Annotated in this window: 18 protein-coding genes and 4 tRNA genes; 21 read left to right on the top strand and 1 reads right to left on the bottom strand. The window is 65.6% G+C overall.

All coding sequences use genetic code 11. From position 1 onward, the window contains the following. The first annotated feature begins 111 nt into the window (after window positions 1-111). The 7 genes from BN423_RS01645 (at window position 112) to tsf (ending at window position 7,331) form a co-directional block, all read left to right on the top strand. On the top strand, window positions 112-609 hold the full coding sequence (locus BN423_RS01645) for a YraN family protein (protein ID WP_019238544.1): 498 nt from the start codon (window positions 112-114) through the stop codon (window positions 607-609). Next, the gene (locus tag BN423_RS01650; protein WP_019238545.1) at window positions 609-2,120 is read left to right on the top strand and encodes a YifB family Mg chelatase-like AAA ATPase; all 1,512 of its coding nucleotides are present in this window, start codon (window positions 609-611) and stop codon (window positions 2,118-2,120) included. Before BN423_RS01645 ends, BN423_RS01650 begins: the two co-directional genes overlap by 1 nt. Continuing rightward, window positions 2,120-3,055 carry a DNA-processing protein DprA gene (locus BN423_RS01655; RefSeq protein WP_019238546.1) on the top strand — a complete coding sequence of 312 codons (936 nt, stop codon included), beginning with the start codon at window positions 2,120-2,122 and terminating at the stop codon, window positions 3,053-3,055. Before BN423_RS01650 ends, BN423_RS01655 begins: the two co-directional genes overlap by 1 nt. Window positions 3,056-3,075: 20 nt before the next feature. Then, window positions 3,076-4,419, top strand: coding sequence for a methylenetetrahydrofolate--tRNA-(uracil(54)-C(5))-methyltransferase (FADH(2)-oxidizing) TrmFO (trmFO, locus tag BN423_RS01660; protein ID WP_019238547.1), 1,344 nt, complete (start codon window positions 3,076-3,078; stop codon window positions 4,417-4,419). Further along, complete coding sequence (locus BN423_RS01665) at window positions 4,416-5,363, top strand: tyrosine recombinase XerC (protein WP_019238548.1); 948 nt, start codon at window positions 4,416-4,418, stop codon at window positions 5,361-5,363. The genes trmFO and BN423_RS01665 overlap by 4 nt, the downstream gene beginning before the upstream one ends. 222 nt (window positions 5,364-5,585) lie before the next feature. Then, window positions 5,586-6,380: a 30S ribosomal protein S2 gene (gene rpsB / locus BN423_RS01670; protein WP_019238549.1), complete on the top strand. Its 795-nt coding sequence runs from the start codon at window positions 5,586-5,588 to the stop codon at window positions 6,378-6,380. A 78-nt stretch (window positions 6,381-6,458) separates the two neighbouring features. Beyond that, the gene (gene tsf / locus BN423_RS01675; protein ID WP_019238550.1) at window positions 6,459-7,331 is read left to right on the top strand and encodes a translation elongation factor Ts; all 873 of its coding nucleotides are present in this window, start codon (window positions 6,459-6,461) and stop codon (window positions 7,329-7,331) included. Between the two features lie 245 nt (window positions 7,332-7,576). On the opposite strand, the gene BN423_RS11495 is transcribed toward tsf, so the two are convergent. Beyond that, the gene (locus tag BN423_RS11495; protein ID WP_154820289.1) at window positions 7,577-8,419 is read right to left on the bottom strand and encodes a hypothetical protein; all 843 of its coding nucleotides are present in this window, start codon (window positions 8,417-8,419) and stop codon (window positions 7,577-7,579) included. Between the two features lie 616 nt (window positions 8,420-9,035). Here BN423_RS11495 and pyrH point away from each other — a divergent pair. The 14 genes from pyrH (at window position 9,036) to BN423_RS01750 (ending at window position 20,722) form a co-directional block, all read left to right on the top strand. Further along, window positions 9,036-9,755: a UMP kinase gene (gene pyrH / locus BN423_RS01685; protein ID WP_019238551.1), complete on the top strand. Its 720-nt coding sequence runs from the start codon at window positions 9,036-9,038 to the stop codon at window positions 9,753-9,755. Window position 9,756: 1 nt separating this feature from the next. After that, window positions 9,757-10,290 carry a ribosome recycling factor gene (gene frr / locus BN423_RS01690; protein ID WP_019238552.1) on the top strand — a complete coding sequence of 178 codons (534 nt, stop codon included), beginning with the start codon at window positions 9,757-9,759 and terminating at the stop codon, window positions 10,288-10,290. A gap of 1 nt (window position 10,291) precedes the next feature. Further along, window positions 10,292-11,086, top strand: a complete 795-nt coding sequence (locus BN423_RS01695; RefSeq protein WP_019238553.1) for an isoprenyl transferase — start codon at window positions 10,292-10,294, stop codon at window positions 11,084-11,086. A gap of 15 nt (window positions 11,087-11,101) precedes the next feature. Beyond that, window positions 11,102-11,986: a phosphatidate cytidylyltransferase gene (locus tag BN423_RS01700; protein WP_232385464.1), complete on the top strand. Its 885-nt coding sequence runs from the start codon at window positions 11,102-11,104 to the stop codon at window positions 11,984-11,986. Next, the gene (gene dxr / locus BN423_RS01705; protein ID WP_026088980.1) at window positions 11,983-13,134 is read left to right on the top strand and encodes a 1-deoxy-D-xylulose-5-phosphate reductoisomerase; all 1,152 of its coding nucleotides are present in this window, start codon (window positions 11,983-11,985) and stop codon (window positions 13,132-13,134) included. The genes BN423_RS01700 and dxr overlap by 4 nt, the downstream gene beginning before the upstream one ends. A gap of 57 nt (window positions 13,135-13,191) precedes the next feature. Further along, window positions 13,192-14,562, top strand: a complete 1,371-nt coding sequence (locus BN423_RS01710) for a M50 family metallopeptidase (protein WP_019238556.1) — start codon at window positions 13,192-13,194, stop codon at window positions 14,560-14,562. 13 nt (window positions 14,563-14,575) lie between these two features. Beyond that, entirely contained in the window at window positions 14,576-15,640 is a 1,065-nt protein-coding gene (ispG, locus tag BN423_RS01715; protein WP_019238557.1) for a flavodoxin-dependent (E)-4-hydroxy-3-methylbut-2-enyl-diphosphate synthase, read from the top strand. A 189-nt stretch (window positions 15,641-15,829) separates the two neighbouring features. After that, complete coding sequence (locus BN423_RS01720; RefSeq protein WP_019238558.1) at window positions 15,830-17,548, top strand: proline--tRNA ligase; 1,719 nt, start codon at window positions 15,830-15,832, stop codon at window positions 17,546-17,548. A gap of 78 nt (window positions 17,549-17,626) precedes the next feature. After that, window positions 17,627-17,702 (top strand) — tRNA-Ala (locus BN423_RS01725). Window positions 17,703-17,803: 101 nt separating this feature from the next. Beyond that, window positions 17,804-17,876: transfer RNA gene (locus tag BN423_RS01730), tRNA-Ala, on the top strand. A gap of 47 nt (window positions 17,877-17,923) precedes the next feature. After that, a tRNA-Ile gene (locus BN423_RS01735) sits at window positions 17,924-17,999 on the top strand. 188 nt (window positions 18,000-18,187) lie between these two features. Then, window positions 18,188-18,262 (top strand) — tRNA-Val (locus tag BN423_RS01740). A gap of 143 nt (window positions 18,263-18,405) precedes the next feature. Further along, on the top strand, window positions 18,406-20,439 hold the full coding sequence (locus BN423_RS01745; protein WP_019238559.1) for an ABC-F family ATP-binding cassette domain-containing protein: 2,034 nt from the start codon (window positions 18,406-18,408) through the stop codon (window positions 20,437-20,439). Then, window positions 20,426-20,722 carry a hypothetical protein gene (locus BN423_RS01750; protein WP_019238560.1) on the top strand — a complete coding sequence of 99 codons (297 nt, stop codon included), beginning with the start codon at window positions 20,426-20,428 and terminating at the stop codon, window positions 20,720-20,722. Before BN423_RS01745 ends, BN423_RS01750 begins: the two co-directional genes overlap by 14 nt. Window positions 20,723-20,727: the final 5 nt, after the last annotated feature.

Here is a 20,727-nt window from a genome sequence, read left to right on the forward strand (position 1 = left end):
TCGAGGTGCCAGCCCCGTGCAAGGTTCCTGCCAGGTTCGTGCCAGAAACACTTGGAAATCTGTCGGATGACCCATGGATGATGGCTCCACACCGAGTGGAGGGAGCGCGCTATGGGACGGAAGACGAAGCGGCACGGGGCAAGCGACGGGTTTCCCACGGACACTGAGGAGCAGGCGCCTGTCGAGGCTCAGCGCTCAGATGCGGCGCCCGCGACGGATACGCTCGCCGATATGACGCCGCAGCAGGTCGGGGCGACGGGCGAGCTCATCGCCGCGAGCTATCTCGAGGAACGCGGCTACGACATCTTGGAGCACGGGTACCGCTGCGCGGAAGGCGAGGCCGACCTCATCGCCTACGATTTCGAATCGAACGAGATCGTGCTCGTCGAGGTCAAGTCCCGGCGCGCCCGAGCCCGGGACGACCTGCGCCCGGAGGAGGCGGTGGACGCGCGCAAGCGCGAGCGCTACCGCAGGATCGCCTCCTGCTACCTCATGGACCGGTTCCCGGTCATGGCCATCCGCTTCGATGTGGTGAGCGTCGTGTTCCGCTCCGGCATGGAAGCGAGCATCAAGCACTTCTACAGCGTCTTCGATTGGGAGGCGGACTGATGTCCGGGCGGGTGTTCGCCGTGCATGCGGCCTGTCTGCGCGGCGTCGAGGCGGTTCCCGTGACGGTCGAGGTCGCGCTCGGCGGCGGCTTGCCCTCGCTTTCGATCATCGGCATGCCCGACTCGACGATTCTCGATGCCCGCGGGCGCATGCGCGGCGCGATGCGGAGCGCCGGGTTCGAGGTTCCGCGCTGCAGCATCACGGTTAACCTTGCGCCCGGCGATATGCGCAAGACGGGCTCGGGGCTCGACCTGCCCATCGTGGTGGCCATCCTCGCCATATCCGGGCAGATCCCCCGGCAGGGGCTCGACGACTGCCTTTTCGTGGGCGAGCTCGCGCTCGACGGGACGGTGTGCGCGGTCCGCGGCGCGATCGCGTACCAGATCCTCGCCCGTGAGCAGGGGCTTCGCCTCATCGGCGCCGGCCCGCTCGCCGAACTCGCGCTGCCGGGCTGCTCACATGCGGCGCTCGCGCATATCGGGCGCCTCCGCGCAGGGATCGGTGCCGCGGCCGAGCTTCCCCCGGAGGCCATGCTCGCTCCGAACGCCCTGCCGGACACCCTCGATTTCGCCGACGTCGTGGGACAGGAGCAGGCCAAGCGTGCGATGGCAGTCGCCGCGGCGGGAGAGCTCGGCATGCTCATGGTCGGGACGCCAGGCTCGGGCAAGACGATGCTCGCCCGACGCATGACGACGATTCTACCCGCGCTCGCGGGTGCCGAGCAGCAGGATGCCCTCTGCATCCACTCGGTCGCAGGCGAGGACCTCTCAGGTCTGCTCGCCGGCAGGCGACCGTTCCGCAGCCCGCACCACAGCATCTCGTCGGCGGGACTTGTCGGGGGCGGGAGGCCGGTGCGGCCGGGCGAGATCAGCCTCGCGCATGGCGGCGTGCTCTTCCTCGACGAGCTCGCGGAATTCCCGGCGCACGTCCTCCAGATGCTGCGCCAACCCATGGAGGAGGGCTGCGTGCGCATCGTGCGGGTGGATGGGACGTACGCGTTCCCCTCGCGGTTCCAGCTCCTCGCGGCGAGCAACCCTTGCCCGTGCGGCTATCTGGGCGACCGCGAGGTGCCGTGCAGCTGCTCGGCGAGCGCCATCGAGCGCTACCGCGCCAAGCTCGCGGGGCCCCTCATCGACCGCATCGACATCGTCATCGACGTGCACCGCCCGGAGCCCGAGCTCATCATCAAGGGAGCCGAGGGGCTCTCAACCGCGGACTTGGGCGATATGGTAGCCCGCGGGCGGGCGTATCGCGCCGAGCGGGAGCGCGCGGCAGCCCGCATCGACAAGCCCGCGTGCGGCTCCGCGCTTGACCGCGCCATCGATGGCTTCTCCTTCGATGACCAGGCGACGGACACCCTCCTCGGCATCTCGAAGCGGCTCCACGTCACGGGGAGGGGCATCAAGCGCCTCTGCCGCATCGCGCGGACGATCGCGGATATCGATGAGTCCGCGGAAGTCGGGCGCGCGCATGTGCTCGAGGCGGCGATGTACCGGGGAGGTGCCGCGTGATGGATGCTCGCAACCAAGACGCTCGCTGGGAGCTCGTGCCAGGGGATGCACTCTATCCGCCCGCGCTCCTCGACCTTTTGGACCCGCCAGAGCGCCTCTACGTCCGTGGGGACCCCGAGGCGCTCGCCGCCCCCGGCCTCGCCATCGTGGGGACGCGCCGCATGACGCCCTATGGCGCCGCGGTGACGGAGCTCGCCGCGCGCATCGCGGTCGCCTCGGGGCTCACCGTCATCTCGGGCGGCGCGCTCGGGTGCGACCAGTGCGCGGGCTGGGAGGCGCTCCATCAGGGCGGGAGGCACGTCATCGTGCTCGGGTGCGGTGCCGACGTCGTCTATCCCCGGACGAGCGCGGCCCTCATCGAGCAGGCGCTCGCGACCGGTGGGGCGGTTGTGTCGCTCGTGCCTTGGGGCTGCGACCCCCGGCCGTACCTGTTCCCGCGCCGCAACCGCGTCATCGCGGCGCTCGCGCGGGCGGTGTTCGTCGGCGAGGCGGGTATGCCCTCGGGCACCTTCTCCACGGCCGAGGCGGCCGATGCGATCGGGCGCGAGGTGCTCGCGGTGCCGGGCTCCATCTTCTCCCCGAATTCGAGGGGCTCGAACTACCTCATCGCGACCGGTGCGTGCTGCATCTCCGATGAGGAGGCGCTCGAGGTTGCCATCTCGCGCATCTTCGGGACGCTCCGGTTCTCGCATGGGCAGGCGACGGGTCCTGTGGAGGAGGACGAGCGGGTGGGACGCGTCATATCCGCGCTCGTGGCTTCGCCCTTGCGCTCGGACGAGGTGGCCCGGCTCATCGGCCTCGACGCGCGCGGATGCATGGAATTCCTCGGCGCGCTCGTCATCGAGGGGCGCATCGAGCAGCTCCGCGACGGCCGATATGCTCCTACCAAGGAGGAGCTTCACGAGCGGACGACCTTCGGCCACAATAGGGGATGATTCGACGAAGGAGGACATGCATGGCTTTTGATACGGTGACGGTTATCGGCGGCGGGCTCGCGGGAAGCGAGTGCGCGCTCGCGCTCGCGGCGCGCGGGGTGCCCGTGCGCTTGGTGGAGATGCGCCCCCAGACGCCCTCGCCCGCGCAAGCGACGGCCGGCCTCGCCGAGCTCGTGTGCTCGAACTCCTTCAAGTCCACGCGCTTCGAGAGCGCGGCGGGCCTCCTCAAGCTCGAGCTCGCGCGCATGGGCTCCTCCCTGCTCGCGTGCGCGGAGGAGGCCGCCGTTCCGGCCGGTGGCGCGCTCGCGGTCGACCGCACGCGGTTCTCGGAGCTCGTGGAGGCGCGCGTCAAGGCATGCCCCGCCATCGAGCTCGTGCGCGCCGAGGCCCTCGATATCCCCGAGGGGCGCTGCGTCATCGCCGCGGGCCCGCTCTGCTCGCCGGCGCTCTCGGAGAAGATCCATGCGCTCGTGGGCGGAGACGCTTTATCGTTCTTCGATGCGGCGGCGCCCATCGTCGACGCCTCGACGATCGATCGCTCCGTGCTCTTCAGCCAGTCGCGCTACGGCGAGGAGGGCGCGGGCGATTACCTCAACGCGCCCTTCACGAAGGATGAATACGATGCCTTCATCGACGCGCTCGTCTCCGCCGACCGCGTCGTGCTGCACGATTTCGAGAAGGGCGGCCTCTTCCAGGCGTGCCAGCCCGCCGAGGAGGTGGCGCGCACCGGGCATGACGCCCTGCGCTTCGGCGCCATGAAGCCGGTGGGCCTCACCGACCCGCGCACCGGGCGACGCCCGTGGGCGGCAATCCAGCTGCGTGCGGAGAACCGGGAGGGCAGCGCCTATAACCTCGTCGGCTTCCAGACGAACCTGACCTTCCCCGAGCAGCGCCGCGTGTTCCACATGATCCCCGGCTTGGAGCAGGCCGAGTTCTTCCGCTACGGCGTCATGCACCGCAATACCTTCATCGATGCGCCCCACGTGCTCGACCGCACCTTCGCGGTTCCCGGCACCACGGTGCGCTTCGCTGGCCAGATCACGGGGACGGAGGGGTACACCGAGGCTATCGCATCGGGGCTCTTGGCCGCGCTCAATACCTACGCGGACCTCATCGGCGCCGACCCGGTCGCCCTGCCTGTGACGGGCGCGTTCGGTGCGCTCGTCGCGTATGCGACCGACCCCGAGACGCAGGGCTACCAGCCCATGCACGTGAACTTCGGCCTCGTGCCGCCGCTCACCGACGGCGTGAAGCGGGGCAAGCGCGAACGCTACCACGCCTATGCCGAGCGCGCCCTGCGCGACCTCGACGGCTACATCGCAACCCGCCCCGACCTCTTCGATGCGGCGGTGGCGCGCCCATGAGCGCGGAGCAGCGCGAGGGGGAGGCGGACGCGGAGCTCGACGCGCGCTTTGCCGAGGCGCTCGACGCGTTCATCGCCTACATCGCGCGCGTCGCCGGCTGCTCGCCGGAGACGGTGCGCGCCTATGAGGGCCATATCGAGGCCTTCGGCCTGTGGTGCGCGCGCCACGGCATCGACGGGCTCGCGGCGGGGGCGCACGATTTCCGGCGGTACCTCGCCGACCTGAAACAGGCGCGCTACGCCCCGCGCACCATCGCGGCGCGCCTCTCCGCGCTCCGGTCGTTCTTCCGCTGGGCGCAGCCCGGCGTCGTCGAGCATGAGGCGGCCTCGTCCATCCAGATGCCGAAGATCCCCCGGAACCTGCCCCAGACGATCACCGCCGCCGACATGACCCGTCTGCTCGCGACGCCGGATACCACCACCCCGGCGGGCCTGCGCGATGCCGCGATGCTCGAGCTCTTCTATGCGACGGGCGCGCGCATCTCCGAGCTCGCACGGCTCGATATCGAAGACATCGACCGCTCGACGCGCACCGTGCGCCTCTTCGGCAAGGGTTCGAAGGAGCGGATCGTCCCGGTGTACCACCGCGCGCTCGACGCCGTCTCCCGCTATGAGGAGCAGGGGAGGCCCGAGCTCCTGCGCGCCTCGGGGCACGCGGACGCCGCTCAGCGCGCGCTCTTCATCTCGAGCCGGGGGCGGCGCATGGATGCGAACGCCCTCAGGTATCGCTTCCGGATCCTCTGCCGCGCGGCGGGCCTGCCTGCGGACGTGACGCCCCACGTCATGCGGCACACGTTCGCGACCGACCTGCTCGCAGGCGGAGCGGACCTCCGGAGCGTCCAGGAGCTCCTCGGGCACGCGAGCCTCTCGACCACGACCCTCTACACGCACCTCACGCCCGAGCGCCTGAAGGGCGCCGTCCACCAGGCGCATCCCCGCGGCTGAGCGAGGCTCGTGGCCGATCCGCGGATATCTCGCACGCACGCGATTCCGGGCTTGGAATATGGGGCGGATGCTGCTATCATACCGTGCGTTGCCGATTCGGCGACGTACCGTATCACGCACGCGCGGCTACCTTCCTGCCGTGGTGCCCGGGTCCTGGTAGCGAAGACCCGGGTGGTGGGGAAGGGATGACCCCGCGCGGAGGCAGAACCACAGGAGGTTTACATGGCTACCAAGATCAACATCCGCACCCTGCTCGAGGCCGGTTGCCACTTCGGCCATCAGACCCGCCGCTGGAACCCGAAGATGAAGCCCTACATCTTCGGCGAGCGCAACGGCATCTACATCCTCGACCTCAAGCAGACCATCGTCAACGCGGACAAGGCCTACAGCTTCATCCGCAACGCCGCCCGCTCCGGCAAGGTGCTCTTCGTCGGCACCAAGAAGCAGGCCCAGGAGCCCGTGCGCGCCGCCGCCGAGCGCTGCGGCATGCCCTACATCAACCAGCGCTGGCTCGGTGGCATGCTCACGAACTTCGTGACCATCCGCTCGCGCATCAACCGCATGGAGGAGCTCGAGACCATGGTCGAGGACGGCTCCATGGCGCTCCGCGGCAAGAAGGAGCAGTCCGTGCTCACCAAGGAGCTCGCGAAGCTCCAGGCCAACCTCGGTGGCGCCCGCGACCTCAAGGGTCTGCCCGCCGCGCTCTTCGTCATCGACACGAAGCGCGAGGAGAACGCCATCAAGGAGGCCCGTCGCCTCAACATCCCCGTGATCGCCCTCATCGACACCAACTCCGACCCCGATGAGATTGAGGCGACCAACGGCATCGGCATCCCCTGCAACGACGACGCCATCTCCTCGGTGACGCTCATGTGCGAGCTTATGGCCGACGCCTGCCTCGCCGGCAGCGACAAGCCCGAGGTCACCGTGGCCGAGATGGCCGCCGAGCAGCTTCCCGCCGAGGAGACTGTCGTCGAGGTTGCCGTCACCGAGACCGAGGCCGCTCCCGCCGAGTAACCCGCCCGAACGCATCCCCGTCCCGGGGCAACCGGGGCGGGCGTCTCATCACCCGCATCTCATAGAAGGGATCCGCTCATGGCAAACATCACCGCCGCCCAGGTCAAGGAGCTCCGCGACATGACCGACTCGCCCATGATGGAGTGCAAGAAGGCGCTCGTCGAGGCCGAGGGCGATATGGAGAAGGCCGTCGACATCCTTCGCAAGAACGGCCTCGCCGCCGCCGCGAAGAAGGCCGGCCGCGCCACCAACGAGGGCGCCATCGGCGCCTACGTCTCCGAGGATGGCAAGCTCGCCGCGCTCGTCGAGGTCGCCTGCGAGACCGACTTCGTGGGTTCCAACCCCAAGTTCACCGGCTTCGCCGCCAAGCTCGCCGAGGTCGTCGCCACAACCGAGCCCGAGAGCGTCGAGGCGCTCCTCGCCACCGACATGGACGGCGAGACCGTCGAGGCTGCGCTCACCGAGCTCATCCACGTCATCGGCGAGAACATGAAGATCAACCGCTTCGCCTATCGCAAGGCCGAGAACGGCGCCTGCTCGAGCTACGTCCACATGGGCGGCAAGATCGGCGTCCTCGTCGAGTTCTCCTTCGACAAGCCCGAGACCGCCCAGGCCGAGGCCTTCAAGGCCTTCGCGCACGACGTCGCGATGCAGGTCGCGGCCGTGGCGCCCATCTGCGCCCGTCGCGAGGACGTGCCCGCCGAGACCGTCGAGCACGAGATGAGCATCTACAAGGCGCAGGCCGCTGAGTCCGGCAAGCCCGAGGCCATCCAGGAGAAGATCGCCACCGGCCGTCTCGAGAAGTTCTACAAGGAGGTCGTCCTCACCGAGCAGGCCTTCATCAAGGACGGCGACCTCACCATCGCCAAGTACGCCGATAAGGTCGGCAAGGAGCTCGGCGACACCATCCAGATCGTCGCCTTCGACCGCATCGCCCGCGGCGACGCGTAAGCGCTTTAGTCTAGTTTATAGAGTTTACAGTCAACTGTTTCGCGCCCGCCCCCATAACGCATTATGGGGGCGGGCGCGAACTATTTTGAAACGTCGGTACTTTTACCGCGCGTTGTTAAGCATCGGTCTCGAATCGAAGATGATCTCGTCCTGATTGCTGCATGAATAGCACGCCAATGCGATGACGCATATCAGTAAGCAGCTAATCAAGATGGCGGCAATCTGATTTGGACTTGGCTTCATGTTCATTTAATTAATCCTGCCCCAAACGGATAGCTTGTTTCATGTTGGTATGGAGTTAAGTCAACATAACGTCCAGGGGAATACCAGCCGTCGTATATAATGAAGTAAGTTGCATTTAGTCCGTTAGGCATTGTCGCTTTTACATACCCCTCAACCACACATGCATGCGGGACAAACCCTTGCCGTCTGACAGAGAGCAGACATCCATATTCCTTGTCAATTGCGTCAGTAATTACAGCTGGCGTTACCTGATCGTACACCTGGTAATTACCGTATTTTCCATATTTATCGTTGCAATACTTTGCAAGTCCTTTTGTTGCGTCTTCAAGCCCAGTTGCTCCGCAAGGAATGCCAAGCACTTCATCGATATACTCTTTCGTGTTTGTATATGTCCAAAGCTGATCAAATACGGCCTTATTAACACCGCCATCAGGGCTTGTATAATTTACTAAAAAGCCTAATAAAACATAGCAAGCAACGACTGCGCATGCATATCTACCGCAATCAAGAATAAATTGATCCGACTCAATACCGTAGTATTGAGGCCAGGTCTTCATATATGTAACCTTGCCACTGCTAAATATATAGTCTGCTGAAATAGTGTAGTCATCCAAAATTGTTTCAGAATCTAACGTATCGACAGGGTAATACGGTTTTACTCGATACTCAAACGGCGAAATTTTAGTCGCAGCTCCAAACGTTTGCGCATTTTCAGTTTCATCAAGGCTATGGCTGTTAGGTAGATTTAATTGTTCATCGACAATTATAGGCGGCCGAGAATTAGCAGCGAAAGAGAAGTCTGTAAAATAGGTTTTCGGATGTTCTATCCAAAACGACGTAGCCATTAGGATTGTCATTTTTTCTAAGGGTAACAATATATCCAATAAAGCAATCATCCTCGTTAAACAACGGGATAATCTCAGAACATACCAGGTCTGCGATTCCAAAAGTAGCTGCTAAGTTTAAGGCAGCGGCCGACGCATTTTCCTTCGAGAAGGGGACTTGATTTTCTGACGCGCATTTCGTTGAATCGTCCTCTGCGTACGCAAAAACAGGACGTGTCAAAAGTACCGGAATCGATGCAAGCAATCCAAGGGCATGCCGACGATCAAAGTTCGTTTTGTTCTTCATGGCGCACTCCCTTCACGCGATCTAACTTTATTCTATTTCGGATTTGACATGTATTTTTATGCATTCGACATATGGTTACCTTACGACTTTGAACGGTTTAGGAATACCGTCGGGCACTGCGTTTCGTTATGGGCGGACAACTAAAAACAACATAATTCTTTGGGCGGGGAGAATCGTCCTGCAGTGTCAAGAATGAGCAATGTGCCTGCAGGTATTAGCTTGAGAACATTTTCACGCGCAATGGGATATCTCCGAGGTTATTCATTCTATGTCCAGCTACATATGCTCTTTGCTAGAATGTCGTAAGGTACGACCAAAAGGAGGCATTCCTTGTCCGAATATCGATACAAGCGCGTGCTGCTCAAGCTCTCGGGCGAAGCGCTCATGGGGGAGGGCGGCTACGGCATCGATCCCGAGGTGACCGATCGGCTCGCCGCCCAGGTCCGCGAACTACACGATGACGGCATCGAGATCGGCGTCGTCGTGGGCGGGGGCAACATCTTCCGCGGCATGGCCGGCGCCGCGAAGGGCATGGACCGCGCGCAGGCCGACTACATGGGCATGCTCGCGACCGTCATGAACGCGCTCGCGCTGCAGGATGCCTTCGAGCGTGCGGGCTGCGAATGCCGCGTCATGAGCGCCATCCAGATGAACGAGGTCTGCGAACCCTACATCCGCCGTCGCGCCATGCGCCACCTCGAGAAGGGCGACATCGTCATCTTCGCCGCCGGTTCGGGTAACCCCTACTTCACCACCGACACCGCCGCCGCGCTCCGCGCCTGCGAGATCGACGCCGATTGCCTCATCAAGGCCACGAAGGTGAACGGCATCTACGACAAGGACCCCAAGGAGAACGCCGACGCCGTGCGCTTCGATACCATCTCGCACCACGAGGTGCTCGTGCGCGGGCTGCAGGTCATGGACTCCACGGCCGCGGCGCTCTGCCAGGATAACCACATGCCCATCATCGTCCTCAACATCGAGGGCGATGGCAACATCAAGCGCGCCCTCATGGGCGAACCCGTCGGCACCGTCGTCAAGGAGGACTAACATGGCCGAGATCACCGAACGCATGGACAAGACCATCGAGAGCCTGACGCATGAGTTCGCCAAGGTGCGCACCGGCCGCGCCAACGCGAACATCCTCTCCGACATCACCATCGACTACTACGGCGTCCCCACGCCCATCACGCAGGTCGCCGCCGTGAAGGTGCCCGAGGCGCACATGCTCATGATCGAGCCCTGGGACAAGTCCGTCCTGAACGGCATCGTGCATGCCCTCAACGCCTCCGACCTCGGCATCACCCCCTCGAGCGACGGCACGGTCATCCGCCTGCCGTTCCCGGCGCCCACCGAGGAGCGCCGCCGCGAACTCGTGAAGGAGTGCCGCGAGATCGCCGAGCAGGCGCGCGTCTCCATCCGCAACATCCGCCGCGACGTGAACGGCAAGCTCGAGCGCGACGAGGAGCTCTCCGAGGACGAGGTACGCCGCGAGCAGGCGAAGGTGCAGAAGCACACGGACGCCTACATCAAGAAGATCGACGAGATGCTCAAGGCCAAAGAGGCCGAGGTCATGGAGATCTGACGTGGCAGCCGATCACATCTACGACGACTCGACCTTCGAGACGTTCTTCGCGAACCCGCCCACGGGGCTCGAGTTCTCCGCCCTCGACCGCACGCGAATCCCGCGCCATATCTCCTGCATCATGGATGGCAACGGGCGCTGGGCTACGGCGCAGGGGCTCTCGCGCGGCGAGGGCCATAAGGCCGGTATCGTGGCCCTGCGCGAGATCATTACCGCGTGCGTGCGCCTGGGTGTCGAGGTCATGAGCGCCTACGCCTTTTCCACGGAGAACTGGAAGCGCCCCGCGGCCGAGGTCAACCTCCTCATGCACCTCTTCGCCCAGACGTTCGTGGACGAGTTGCCGCTTTTGCGCCGCGAGAACGTTCGCGTGGTCTTCTTGGGCGATATCTCCGCGCTGCCCAAGCGCACGCGCGAGGTCTTCGAGTACGGCCTTTCCGAGACGGCGCACCATACCGGCATGGTGCTCGCGCTCGCGGTGAACTACGGCGCTCGCGCCGAGCTCGCCCGCGCGGCGCGCCTGCTCGCCGAGGACGTTGCCGCCGGCACCATCGAGCCCGAGGACATCGACGAGTGCGCGGTGGCGGGCAAGCTCTACACCGCGGGCTTGCCCGACCCCGAGCTCATCATCCGCACCTCCGGCGAGCTGAGGCTCTCCAACTACCTGCTGTGGCAGGCTGCATATTCCGAGTTCTACATCACGAGGACCTATTGGCCGGATTTCGACCGATGGGGCCTCATCGACGCGATCCTCACCTTCCAGGGTCGCGACCGCCGGTTTGGCGGTATCCACGAGTAAGAGGTACCCGATACGATGGCAGCAACTGAAGAAGACATGGCAAAGGGCGGGGAGTCCACGACGGTGACCCCCTCCGAGGCAGCCGACCGACGGTCGTTCAAAGGGCTATCCGTCCGGGTCGCATCGGCTGCGGTGTACGCGGTGCTGTTCATCGGGTGCATCCTCGCGGGCACCATCCCTTGCGCCCTGTTCATCGCCCTTCTGAGCGGCCTGTGCGCGCATGAGTTCTTCCAGATGGTCCGCCGCGACGGCAAGATGCCCAACGAGATCATCGGCGACATCGCGGCCGTGCTCTTCCCGCTCGCCGCCCTGGGCGACTCGGTGTTGCTCACGGCGCTCATCTTCCTCTTCATGCTCTCGCTCGGGCTCTGGTACGTGTACACGCCGCGCGCCCGCATCGCGGATGTTGCGGCCACCCTCATGGGGGCCGTGTACACGGGCTTCATGCTCTCGTCGATCGTGCTTCTGCGCGATGCCCTGCCCGGCTGGGCGGGCGCCGTCCTCACCATCGGCGTCTGTGCCTCCCTGTGGGTTTCCGATTCGTTCGCCTACCTCGTGGGCAAGGCGATCGGTCGGCATAAGATGGCGCCGCGCATCAGCCCGAAGAAGACCTGGGAGGGCTTCGTCGGCGGCATCGTGGGATCCATCATCGTGTGGCTCATCCTCTTCGCCACGGGGCTCTTCACCTTCGATGCCTTCTTCGCTGTCGTGTGCGGTGCCGCCGTGGCGGTGCTCGGCGTCATCGGCGACCTCATCGAGTCGCGCATCAAGCGGGCGGTGGGGGTGAAGGACTCGGGGCACCTCATCCCCGGTCACGGCGGCATGCTCGACCGCTGCGACTCGCTCATCTTCGGCTGCATCACCGCGCAGCTCCTCTTGCATATCGGAGGCGTGCTATGAGTGAACGGATGCGCATCGTCGTGCTCGGCTGCACGGGATCCATTGGACGGCAGACCCTCGACGTGTGCCGGCAGAACCCCGACAAGCTCGATGTCGTCGCCCTCTCGGTGCATGGGAGCACCGACGGGCTCGTGGAGGCCGCGCGCGCATTCGGTGCGCGGAGCGTCTGCGTCTCCGACCCCGCCCATGCCGCCGATCCCGTCCTCGACGAGCTCCCGGATTCCTGCGAGCTCTCGGTGGGACCCGACGCCCTCATCGAGCTCTGCGAGCGCGATGACGTGGACTGCGTGCTCAACGCCGTCGTGGGCGCGGCGGGGCTGCGCGCGAGCTATGCCGCCCTCCGAGCGGGAAAGCGCCTCGCGCTCGCGAACAAGGAATCGCTCGTGGTGGGCGGCGACCTGCTCATGCCGCTCGCTGCGCGCGATCAGCTCCTGCCCGTCGATTCCGAGCACGGCGCCATCTTCCAATGCCTCGTGGGCGAGCAACGCTCCCGCGTGCACGCCATCTGGCTCACCTGCTCCGGCGGCCCCTTCTTCGGCATGAGCCATACCGATCTGGAGAGCGTCACGCCCGGGCGGGCGCTCCGGCATCCCGCATGGTCCATGGGGCCGAAGATCTCGATCGATTCCGCGACGCTCATGAACAAGGGGCTCGAGCGCATCGAGGCCATGCACCTGTTCCACATGCCGCTCGAGCGCATCATCGTGCTCATCCAGCGCGAGGCGAAGATCCATTCCATGGTCGAGTTCTCCGACGGCTCGGTCATCGCCCAGTTGGGCACCTCCGACATGCGGATTCCCATCCAGTACGCGCTGTCCTATCCCGAGCGCTGGGAGGCGCCCTGCGAGCGCATGGATTTCCGTACCATCGGCTCGCTCAGCTTCGACGCGCCGGACACCAAGGCCTTCCCGTGCCTCGCGCTCGCGGAGCGCGCCGGTGTGGAGGGCGGTACGTGCCCGGCGGTGCTCAACGCCGCCAACGAGGTGGCGGTCGAGGCGTTCCTCGGCGGCTCCTGCGGCTTCAACGACATCGCCCGCATCGTCGAGGGCGCGCTCGACGCGCATGTCCGCGAGGACGTCGAGTCGCTCGAGCAGCTCGCCGCGGTCGACGCCTGGGCCCGCTCCTTCGCCCGCACCCTCATCAAATGATAAAATCCAGACAGGCTGGTTTTTATCATATTTAGTCACATCGAACGATAGGTCGCTATGCAGGCGCTCATCTCCTTTGTTACCACGGCGTTCTGGGGGCTCGTGCTCCTGTCCGCCCTGGTGTTCGTCCATGAGGGCGGGCACTACCTTGCGGCACGCGCCTTCGGTGTGCGGGTGACCGAGTATTTCCTCGGGCTTCCGTGCCGCTGGCGGCTGAGCTTCGTCTCGAAGCGCAACGGCACGCGCTTCGGCGTGACGCCACTGCTCCTGGGCGGCTATGCCATGATCTGCGGCATGGATCCCGCCACGAGCGAATACGCGGCCGCCGTCCTCGGCCTCGTGCATCGGCGCGGCAGTTGCACGGTGGGGGAGCTGGCCGAGGAACTCGGCATCACCGAGGACGAGGCGCTCGATGCCTGCATTCAGCTCGCCGAGTGGGGCTCCGTGGCGCCCGTATACGACCCGGAGCAGGGGGAGTACGAGGGCGGCTCGCGCTATGCCACGACCTACGCCGCTATGCCGCGCGATGCGCATGGGGCGACGTTGCTCGACGGCAGGCACTTCGACCGCGCGTCGGCGACCGTCCAGGACGAACCCTGGGATCCGCCCATGTCGGATGAGGAATTTCTAGCGGCGGAACGCTCGCGCACCTATATGGGCAAGGGGTTCTTCCCGCGGGTCATCATGCTCGTCGCCGGCATCTTCGTGAACCTTCTGTCGGGCTTTGTCCTCATCATGAGCATCTACTCGCTCGTCGGGATCGATGTCGCGCAGAACGTGAACGTCATCGGCGGCGTCGAGGCGGGCTCCGTCGCCGAGGAGGCCGGCATCGCCCCCGGCGACACCGTCTACTCGATCGACGGTACCGAAACGGAGACATGGGAGGACATCGTGAACGCGATTGCCCGCGCCCGCGAGGACGGGGAGCCCTTCGAGGTCGTCTTCAGGCACGATGGTGAGCGCGAGCAGGTAGAGGTCGCACTCGACCCCGATGAGGCGCTCGGCGTGAGCGTCTCCTACGAGCGCGTGCGCTTGAACCCGATTGATTCGGCACGGCTCTCGTGGAGCTACATCGCTGAGACGGCTCGCGGCATCGCGCAGCTCTTCAACCCTGCGCAGACGCTCCAGATGCTCGATAGCTCGACCTCGGTGGTGGGCATCTCGGTCATGTCGGCTCAGGCGGCCGCCGCCGGACCGACGACCTTCCTCACCCTCGCGGCGCTCATCTCGTTCTCGCTCGGCCTCATGAACCTGCTGCCCATCCCACCGCTCGACGGCGGCAAGCTCCTCATCGAAATCATCCAGGCAATCACGCGCCGCGAGGTGCCCCTCAGGGCGCAGACGATCATCTCGTACGTGGGCGTCGCGCTGTTCATCGCGCTCTTCGTCTACGTGCTCAGAAACGACATCATCCGGTTCATCATCTAGCGAGGAGGCTCGAATGGACGGTTCCCTTCCGCGTGAGCGCACGCGTCGGGTGCACGTGGGCGATGTGGTCATCGGGGGTGGGGCGCCCGTCGTCGTGCAGTCCATGACCTGCACGCCTACGGCGGATGTGGAGGCAACGCTCGAGCAGGTGCGCGCGCTCGCGGATGCCGGCTGCGACATCGTGCGCGTCACCCTGCCGAACCGCGATGCCGTCGACGGTTTCCGCGCGGTCTGCGAGGCGTCCCCCGTGCCCATCGTGGCCGACATCCACTTCGACTACCGTCTCGCCCTCGCCGCGATCGAGGCGGGTGCAGCGAAGCTCCGCATCAACCCGGGCAATATCGGGTCGTGGGAGCGCGTCGATGCGGTGATCGACGCCGCAGGAGCCGCCGGTGCCGCCATACGCATCGGTGTGAACGCCGGCTCGCTCGAGCAGGATATCGCGGAACGTGCGGGATGGACGCTGCCCCAGAAGCTCGTGGCCTCCTCGCTGCGCTTCGTCGAGCACTTCGAGGACCGCGGCTTCACCGATATCGTGCTCTCCGCGAAGGCGCACAGCGTGCCCACAACCATCGAGACGTATCGCGCCCTATCCGCGGAGCTCCCGCAGGTGCCGCTCCACCTGGGCGTCACCGAGGCCGGCACCGTGCGCGCCGGCACCATCAAGAGCGCCGTCGGCCTGGGTACCCTGCTCGCCGACGGCATCGGCGACACGCTGCGCGTCTCCCTCACGGCAGACCCCGTCGAGGAACCGCCGGTCGCGTGGGGCATCCTCGAGTGCCTCGGCATCCGCCGCAGGGGCCCGGAGCTCGTGTCGTGCCCCACGTGTGGGCGCACGCAGGTCGATCTCATCCCCATCGCGCAGGAGGTCGAGCGTCGGCTCGCGGGCTGCACGAAGCCCATCTCGGTCGCCGTCATGGGCTGCGTGGTGAACGGGCCGGGAGAGGCCTCGGACGCGGACGTGGCCGTTGCCTGCGGGCGCGGGAGCGCGCTGCTCTTCAAGCACGGAAAGCCGGTACGCAAGGTCGCGGAATCCGAGATCGTCGACGCCCTCATGGAGGAAATCGACCGCCTCTGATGGGTTGGTTGGGGACGTGCTCCGTTCAACCCATTTGCCCGGCGACGACGTGATGGGTTGAACGGAGCCCGTCCCCGATCATCCCCTGATGGGTTGAAGGGAACACGTCCCCAACCAACCCATCGCGAAGGGGTGCGCTCGGCGTGGTATCATCGTGCGGTTATTGGATGCTGCGAAGGAGGAGCCCCTATGGCCACCCGTGTCATGAAGATGTCCGCGCTCTATGCGCCCACGCTCAAGGAGGATCCGGCGGAGGCGGAGCTCGCGAGCCACAAGCTCATGCTGCGCGCCGGCCTCATCCGCAAGGTCGCCTCGGGCCTGTACAGCTACCTGCCGCTGGCCTGGCGCTCCATCCGCAAGATCGAGGACATCTGCCGCGACGAGATGGACGCCATCGGCGCCCAGGAGATGCTCGCGCCCATCCTTACCCCCGCGGAGCTCTGGGAGGAGTCCGGCCGCATCGGCGCCTACGGCCCTGAGCTCATGCGCCTCGAGGACCGCCACGACCGCACGTTCTGCCTCGGCCCCACGCACGAGGAGACCTTCACCGACCTCGTCCGCAACGAGCTCAGGAGCTACAAGCAGCTCCCCGTGACGCTCTACCAGATCCAGGACAAGTTCCGCGACGAGCTGCGCCCGCGCTTCGGGCTCATGCGCGGCCGCGAGTTCATCATGAAGGACGCCTACAGCTTCTCCGCCACGCAGGAGAGCCTGCAGGAGGTCTACGAGGACATGAAGGGCGCCTACGCGCGCTACTGCGAGCGCTGCGGCCTGAAGGCGCTCCCCGTCGCGGCGGATTCCGGCGAGATCGGCGGCGACTCCTCCATCGAGTACATGGCGCTCGCCGACGCCGGCGAGGCGTCGCTCGTGTGGTGCGACTGCGGCTTCGCGGCCGATGACGAGGCCGCGTCGACGACGGTCGCGGTGAGCGAGGGCCCGGGTGACGGCACCCTGCAGAAGGTCTCGACCCCCGGCCTGGGCACGATCGAGGCCGTCGCGGAGTTCTTCGGCTTCCCCGAGAACGGCACGCGCAAGTCGCTCGCCCTCATCGATGGGGAGGGAAATCCCGTCGTGGCCATCATCCCGGGCGACCACGAGCTCAACGAGATCAAGGCCGCCAAGCTCTTCGGCGACTACCACCTCATGACCGAGGAGGAGCTCGAGCAGACGGGCCTGCACAAGGGCTTCATCGGGCCGGTGGGCCTGCCTGTCGGTGTGCGCCTCGTGTGCGATTCTTCGCTCCAGGCGTCGAAGAGCTGGACGTGCGGTTCCAACGAGGTCGACTACCACTACACGGGTGCCTGCCCCGACCGCGATTTTACGGTCGATGCGTGGGAGGACCTCGTGACCGTCAAGGAGGGCGACCCCTGCCCGCACTGCGGAGCGCCGCTCAAGGGCGGGCGCGGCATCGAGTGCGGCCAGGTGTTCCAGATCGGTCCGGACAAGTACGCGGCCAAGATGGGCGCCACCTTCGCCGACGAGAACGGCCGTGAGCAGCCGTTCTACATGGGCTGCTACGGCATCGGCATTTCGCGCACCCTCGCCGCCATCGTCGAGCAGCACCACGACGACCACGGCATCGTGTGGCCCGTCTCCGTGGCGCCCTACGAGGTCTCGGTCATCGCTCTCGACAAGAAGGGCGAGGCGTTCGACCGCGCGGCGGCGATCGCCGAGGAGCTCGCGGCTGCGGGCATCGAGGTCGTGTTCGACGACCGCGCCGAGCGCCCGGGCGTGAAGTTCGCCGACAACGACCTCATGGGCTTCCCGTACCAGCTCATCGTGGGCAAGCGCGGCCTTGCGAACGGCACCGTGGAGCTCAAGTGCCGCGCGACGGGCGAGCGCGAGGACGTGCCCGCCGACGACGTCGTCGAGCGGCTCGTGCAGGTCATCGAGGCGGCGCGCGCATAGGACGCGGCGCTTCACGAAGTTTTCCGAAAAAAGTGCTTGCACGCGCGGGGGAACTTCCGTATTATAGCAACGTTGCTTGGGGGCGTAGCTCAGCTGGGAGAGCGCTTGACTGGCAGTCAAGAGGTCAGGGGTTCGATCCCCCTCGTCTCCACCATCGCATCATCGACACCCTGCTCCGGCGGGGTGTTTTCGTTTTCCGCAAGTTTTTGCTTGCATTGGCGGGGGCAATTCCCTATAGTAGTTCCCGCACCGCTTGGGGGCGTAGCTCAGCTGGGAGAGCGCTTGACTGGCAGTCAAGAGGTCAGGGGTTCGATCCCCCTCGTCTCCACCCACGTGAATGCGCAGCCTCTGGTAACAGGGGCTGTTTTCATATCCGGGCTCTTGGCGCAACGGTTAGCGCAGGGGACTCATAATCCCTGGGTTGAGGGTTCGAATCCCCCAGGGCCCACCAGCATTTTTTGAGGCCAGGCCATGCGTCTGGCCTTTTGCATATCCAAGGTTTCAGCACCATCTCACTCACCAAACATGATGAGAACCACCCGCTCCACCTCATATCATCGGCGATCGAGAAGAGATTGAAAATTTCTGCTTGGCAGGGCGCGGCGGTCGTGTTAGTATAGCTATCGCTGAAAAGCAGATGGGCGTTTGGCTCAGGGGTAGAGCACTTCCTTCACACGGAAGGGGTCACAAGTTCAAATCTTGTAACGCCCACCATCGAATGAAACGGGTCCGGTTCTACCGGACCTTTTTTGTATGAGTCGGTCGAACGCGACCCTATAGCCACGTCGGGCGCCCGCCCGCGTGCGCGCCGCTTCGACCAGGGATGCGGCCACGCCGCGGGAAGGCATCGGGAAGGTATGATCCTCTCCGTTGATAAGATCGAGAAGAGCTTCGGTGCGCGCACGCTCTTCAGCGGCGCCTCGTTCCAGGTGAACCCCGGCGAGCGCTATGCCCTCGTGGGCCCCAACGGCGCGGGCAAGACCACGCTACTCAAGATCATCATGGGGCTGGACGCACCCGACGCCGGCACCATCACGTTCGCCAAGGACGTGAACGTGGGCTACCTGGAGCAGGAGACGAAGCTCGCCTCCGACGTGCCCGTCATCGACGAGGTCATGAACGCGGCGAGCGAGATCCGCGCCCTCGGAGAGCGGGCCGAGGAGCTCCAGCTCGAGATTGCCGAGGCGGGGGAGACGGGCGAGGTGCCGCAGCGCCTGCTCGACGAGTACGGCCGCGTCCAGGACCGCTTCGAGAGCCTGGGTGGCTACGAGCTCGAGAGCAACGCGCGACAGATCCTCGCCGGCCTCGGCTTTCCCGTGGACGATTTCAGCAAGCCCTGCGCCGAGTTCTCGGGCGGCTGGCAGATGCGCATCGCCCTCGCCAAGCTGTTCCTGCGCCATCCCGACCTGCTCCTCCTCGACGAGCCCACGAACCACCTCGACCTCGAGAGCGTGCAGTGGCTGCGCGGCTTCATCGCGGCCTACGAGGGCGCCGTCGTCATCGTGAGCCACGACCGCGCCTTCATGGACGCCTGCGTGGACCACGTCGCCGCGCTCGAGAACCGCCGCATCACCGTGTATACGGGGAACTACAGCTCCTACCTCAAGCAGCGCGAGGACAACCTCGAGCAGATGCGCGCCAAGCGCGCCGCGCAGGAGCGTGAGATCGCGCACATGCAGGTCTTCGTCGACAAGTTCCGCTACAAGCCCACGAAGGCCGCCCAGGCCCAGGAGCGCATGCGCCGCATCGAGCAGATCAAGCGGGAGCTCGTGATTCTGCCCGAAGGGCACAAGCACGTGGACTTCAAGTTCCCCGACCCGCCGCGCTCGGGCGACATGGTGGCCAAGCTCGAGGGCGTGTCGAAGTCCTACGGCGCGCACCATATCTACGACGGCATCGACCTCACGCTCTACCGCGGCGACCACGTCGCGCTCGTGGGCCCCAACGGCGCGGGCAAGTCGACGCTGCTCAAGATGCTCGCGGGCATCGAGCCGCCCAACGAGGGCACGCGCGAGCTCGGCGTGAACGTGGGCGTGGCTTACTATGCCCAGCACCAGCTCGAGGGCCTCAAGGAGTCCAACACCGTCCTGCAGGAGATCGATTCCGTGGCGCCCACGTGGACGGTTCCCCAGCAGCGGAGCCTCTTGGGCGCGTTCCTCTTCAGCGGAGACGACGTCGACAAGCGCGTGGGCGTGCTCTCGGGCGGTGAGCGGGCGCGCCTGGCGCTCGCCAAGATGCTCGTCGCGCCCGAGGCGCTGCTCTGCCTCGACGAGCCCACGAACCACCTGGACATCGATTCCGTCGACATGCTCGAGAACGCGCTCAAGCGCTTCCCGGGCACGCTCGTGCTCATCAGCCATGACGAGCACCTCGTGCGCGCGGTGGCGAACCGCGTGATCGACATCCGCGACGGCAAGATGACGGTCATCGACGGCGATTACGACTACTACCTCTTCAAGCGCGAGGACCTGGCTGCCCGCGCCGCCCAGGCAGGGGAGGATGCTTCCGCGACTGCCCTGCTGCCGGAGGCCTCCTTCGCGCCCAAGGCGCCGCGCACCCATCGCGCTGCCGAGGACGCCGCCCCGCGCGAGGGGAAGAAGACGCGCGAGCAGCGCCGGGCGGAAGCCGAGGCGCGCGCCGCCCTCAACAAGCGCCTGAAGAAGACGCGCGACCGCTTGAAGCAGGTCGAGAAGGACCTGGAGCGCAAGCGCGCCCGCTATGACGAGCTTATGGAGCTCATGGCGAGCGAGGAGCTCTATGCCGATCAAGCGCGCTTCAACGAGGCGCTTGGGGAATATAACAGCCTGAAGCAGGAACTGCCCGCGCTCGAGGACGAATGGCTCGAGCTATCCGAGACGATCGAAGAGGAGATGGCACATGGAGGCGCGTAAGGCGGCCGCGGTCGCGCTCACCATCCTCGCATACGCGTTCCGCATCCTCGGCATCGCCCTCTGCGTCCTCGTAATCTTGCTGTGCTTCCCCGGCGTCGTGAACCAGCTGGGGCTCACGGGCCTCACCATCGACCTCTCGCGGGCGCTGCCATCGATCATCGCGGGCTGGGGCGTGATCGTGTCGCCCTTCGGCGGGGTGTTCCGCTTCGACTTCCTCGCCGTGGCCATCGTGCTCTTCCTGCTCGACTTCGCCTGCGCCCGCATCTCGCGCGCGATTCGATAGGAGCT

The sequence above is a fragment of the Enorma timonensis genome (assembly GCF_000321165.1).
Taxonomy (GTDB): Bacteria; Actinomycetota; Coriobacteriia; order Coriobacteriales; family Coriobacteriaceae; genus Enorma.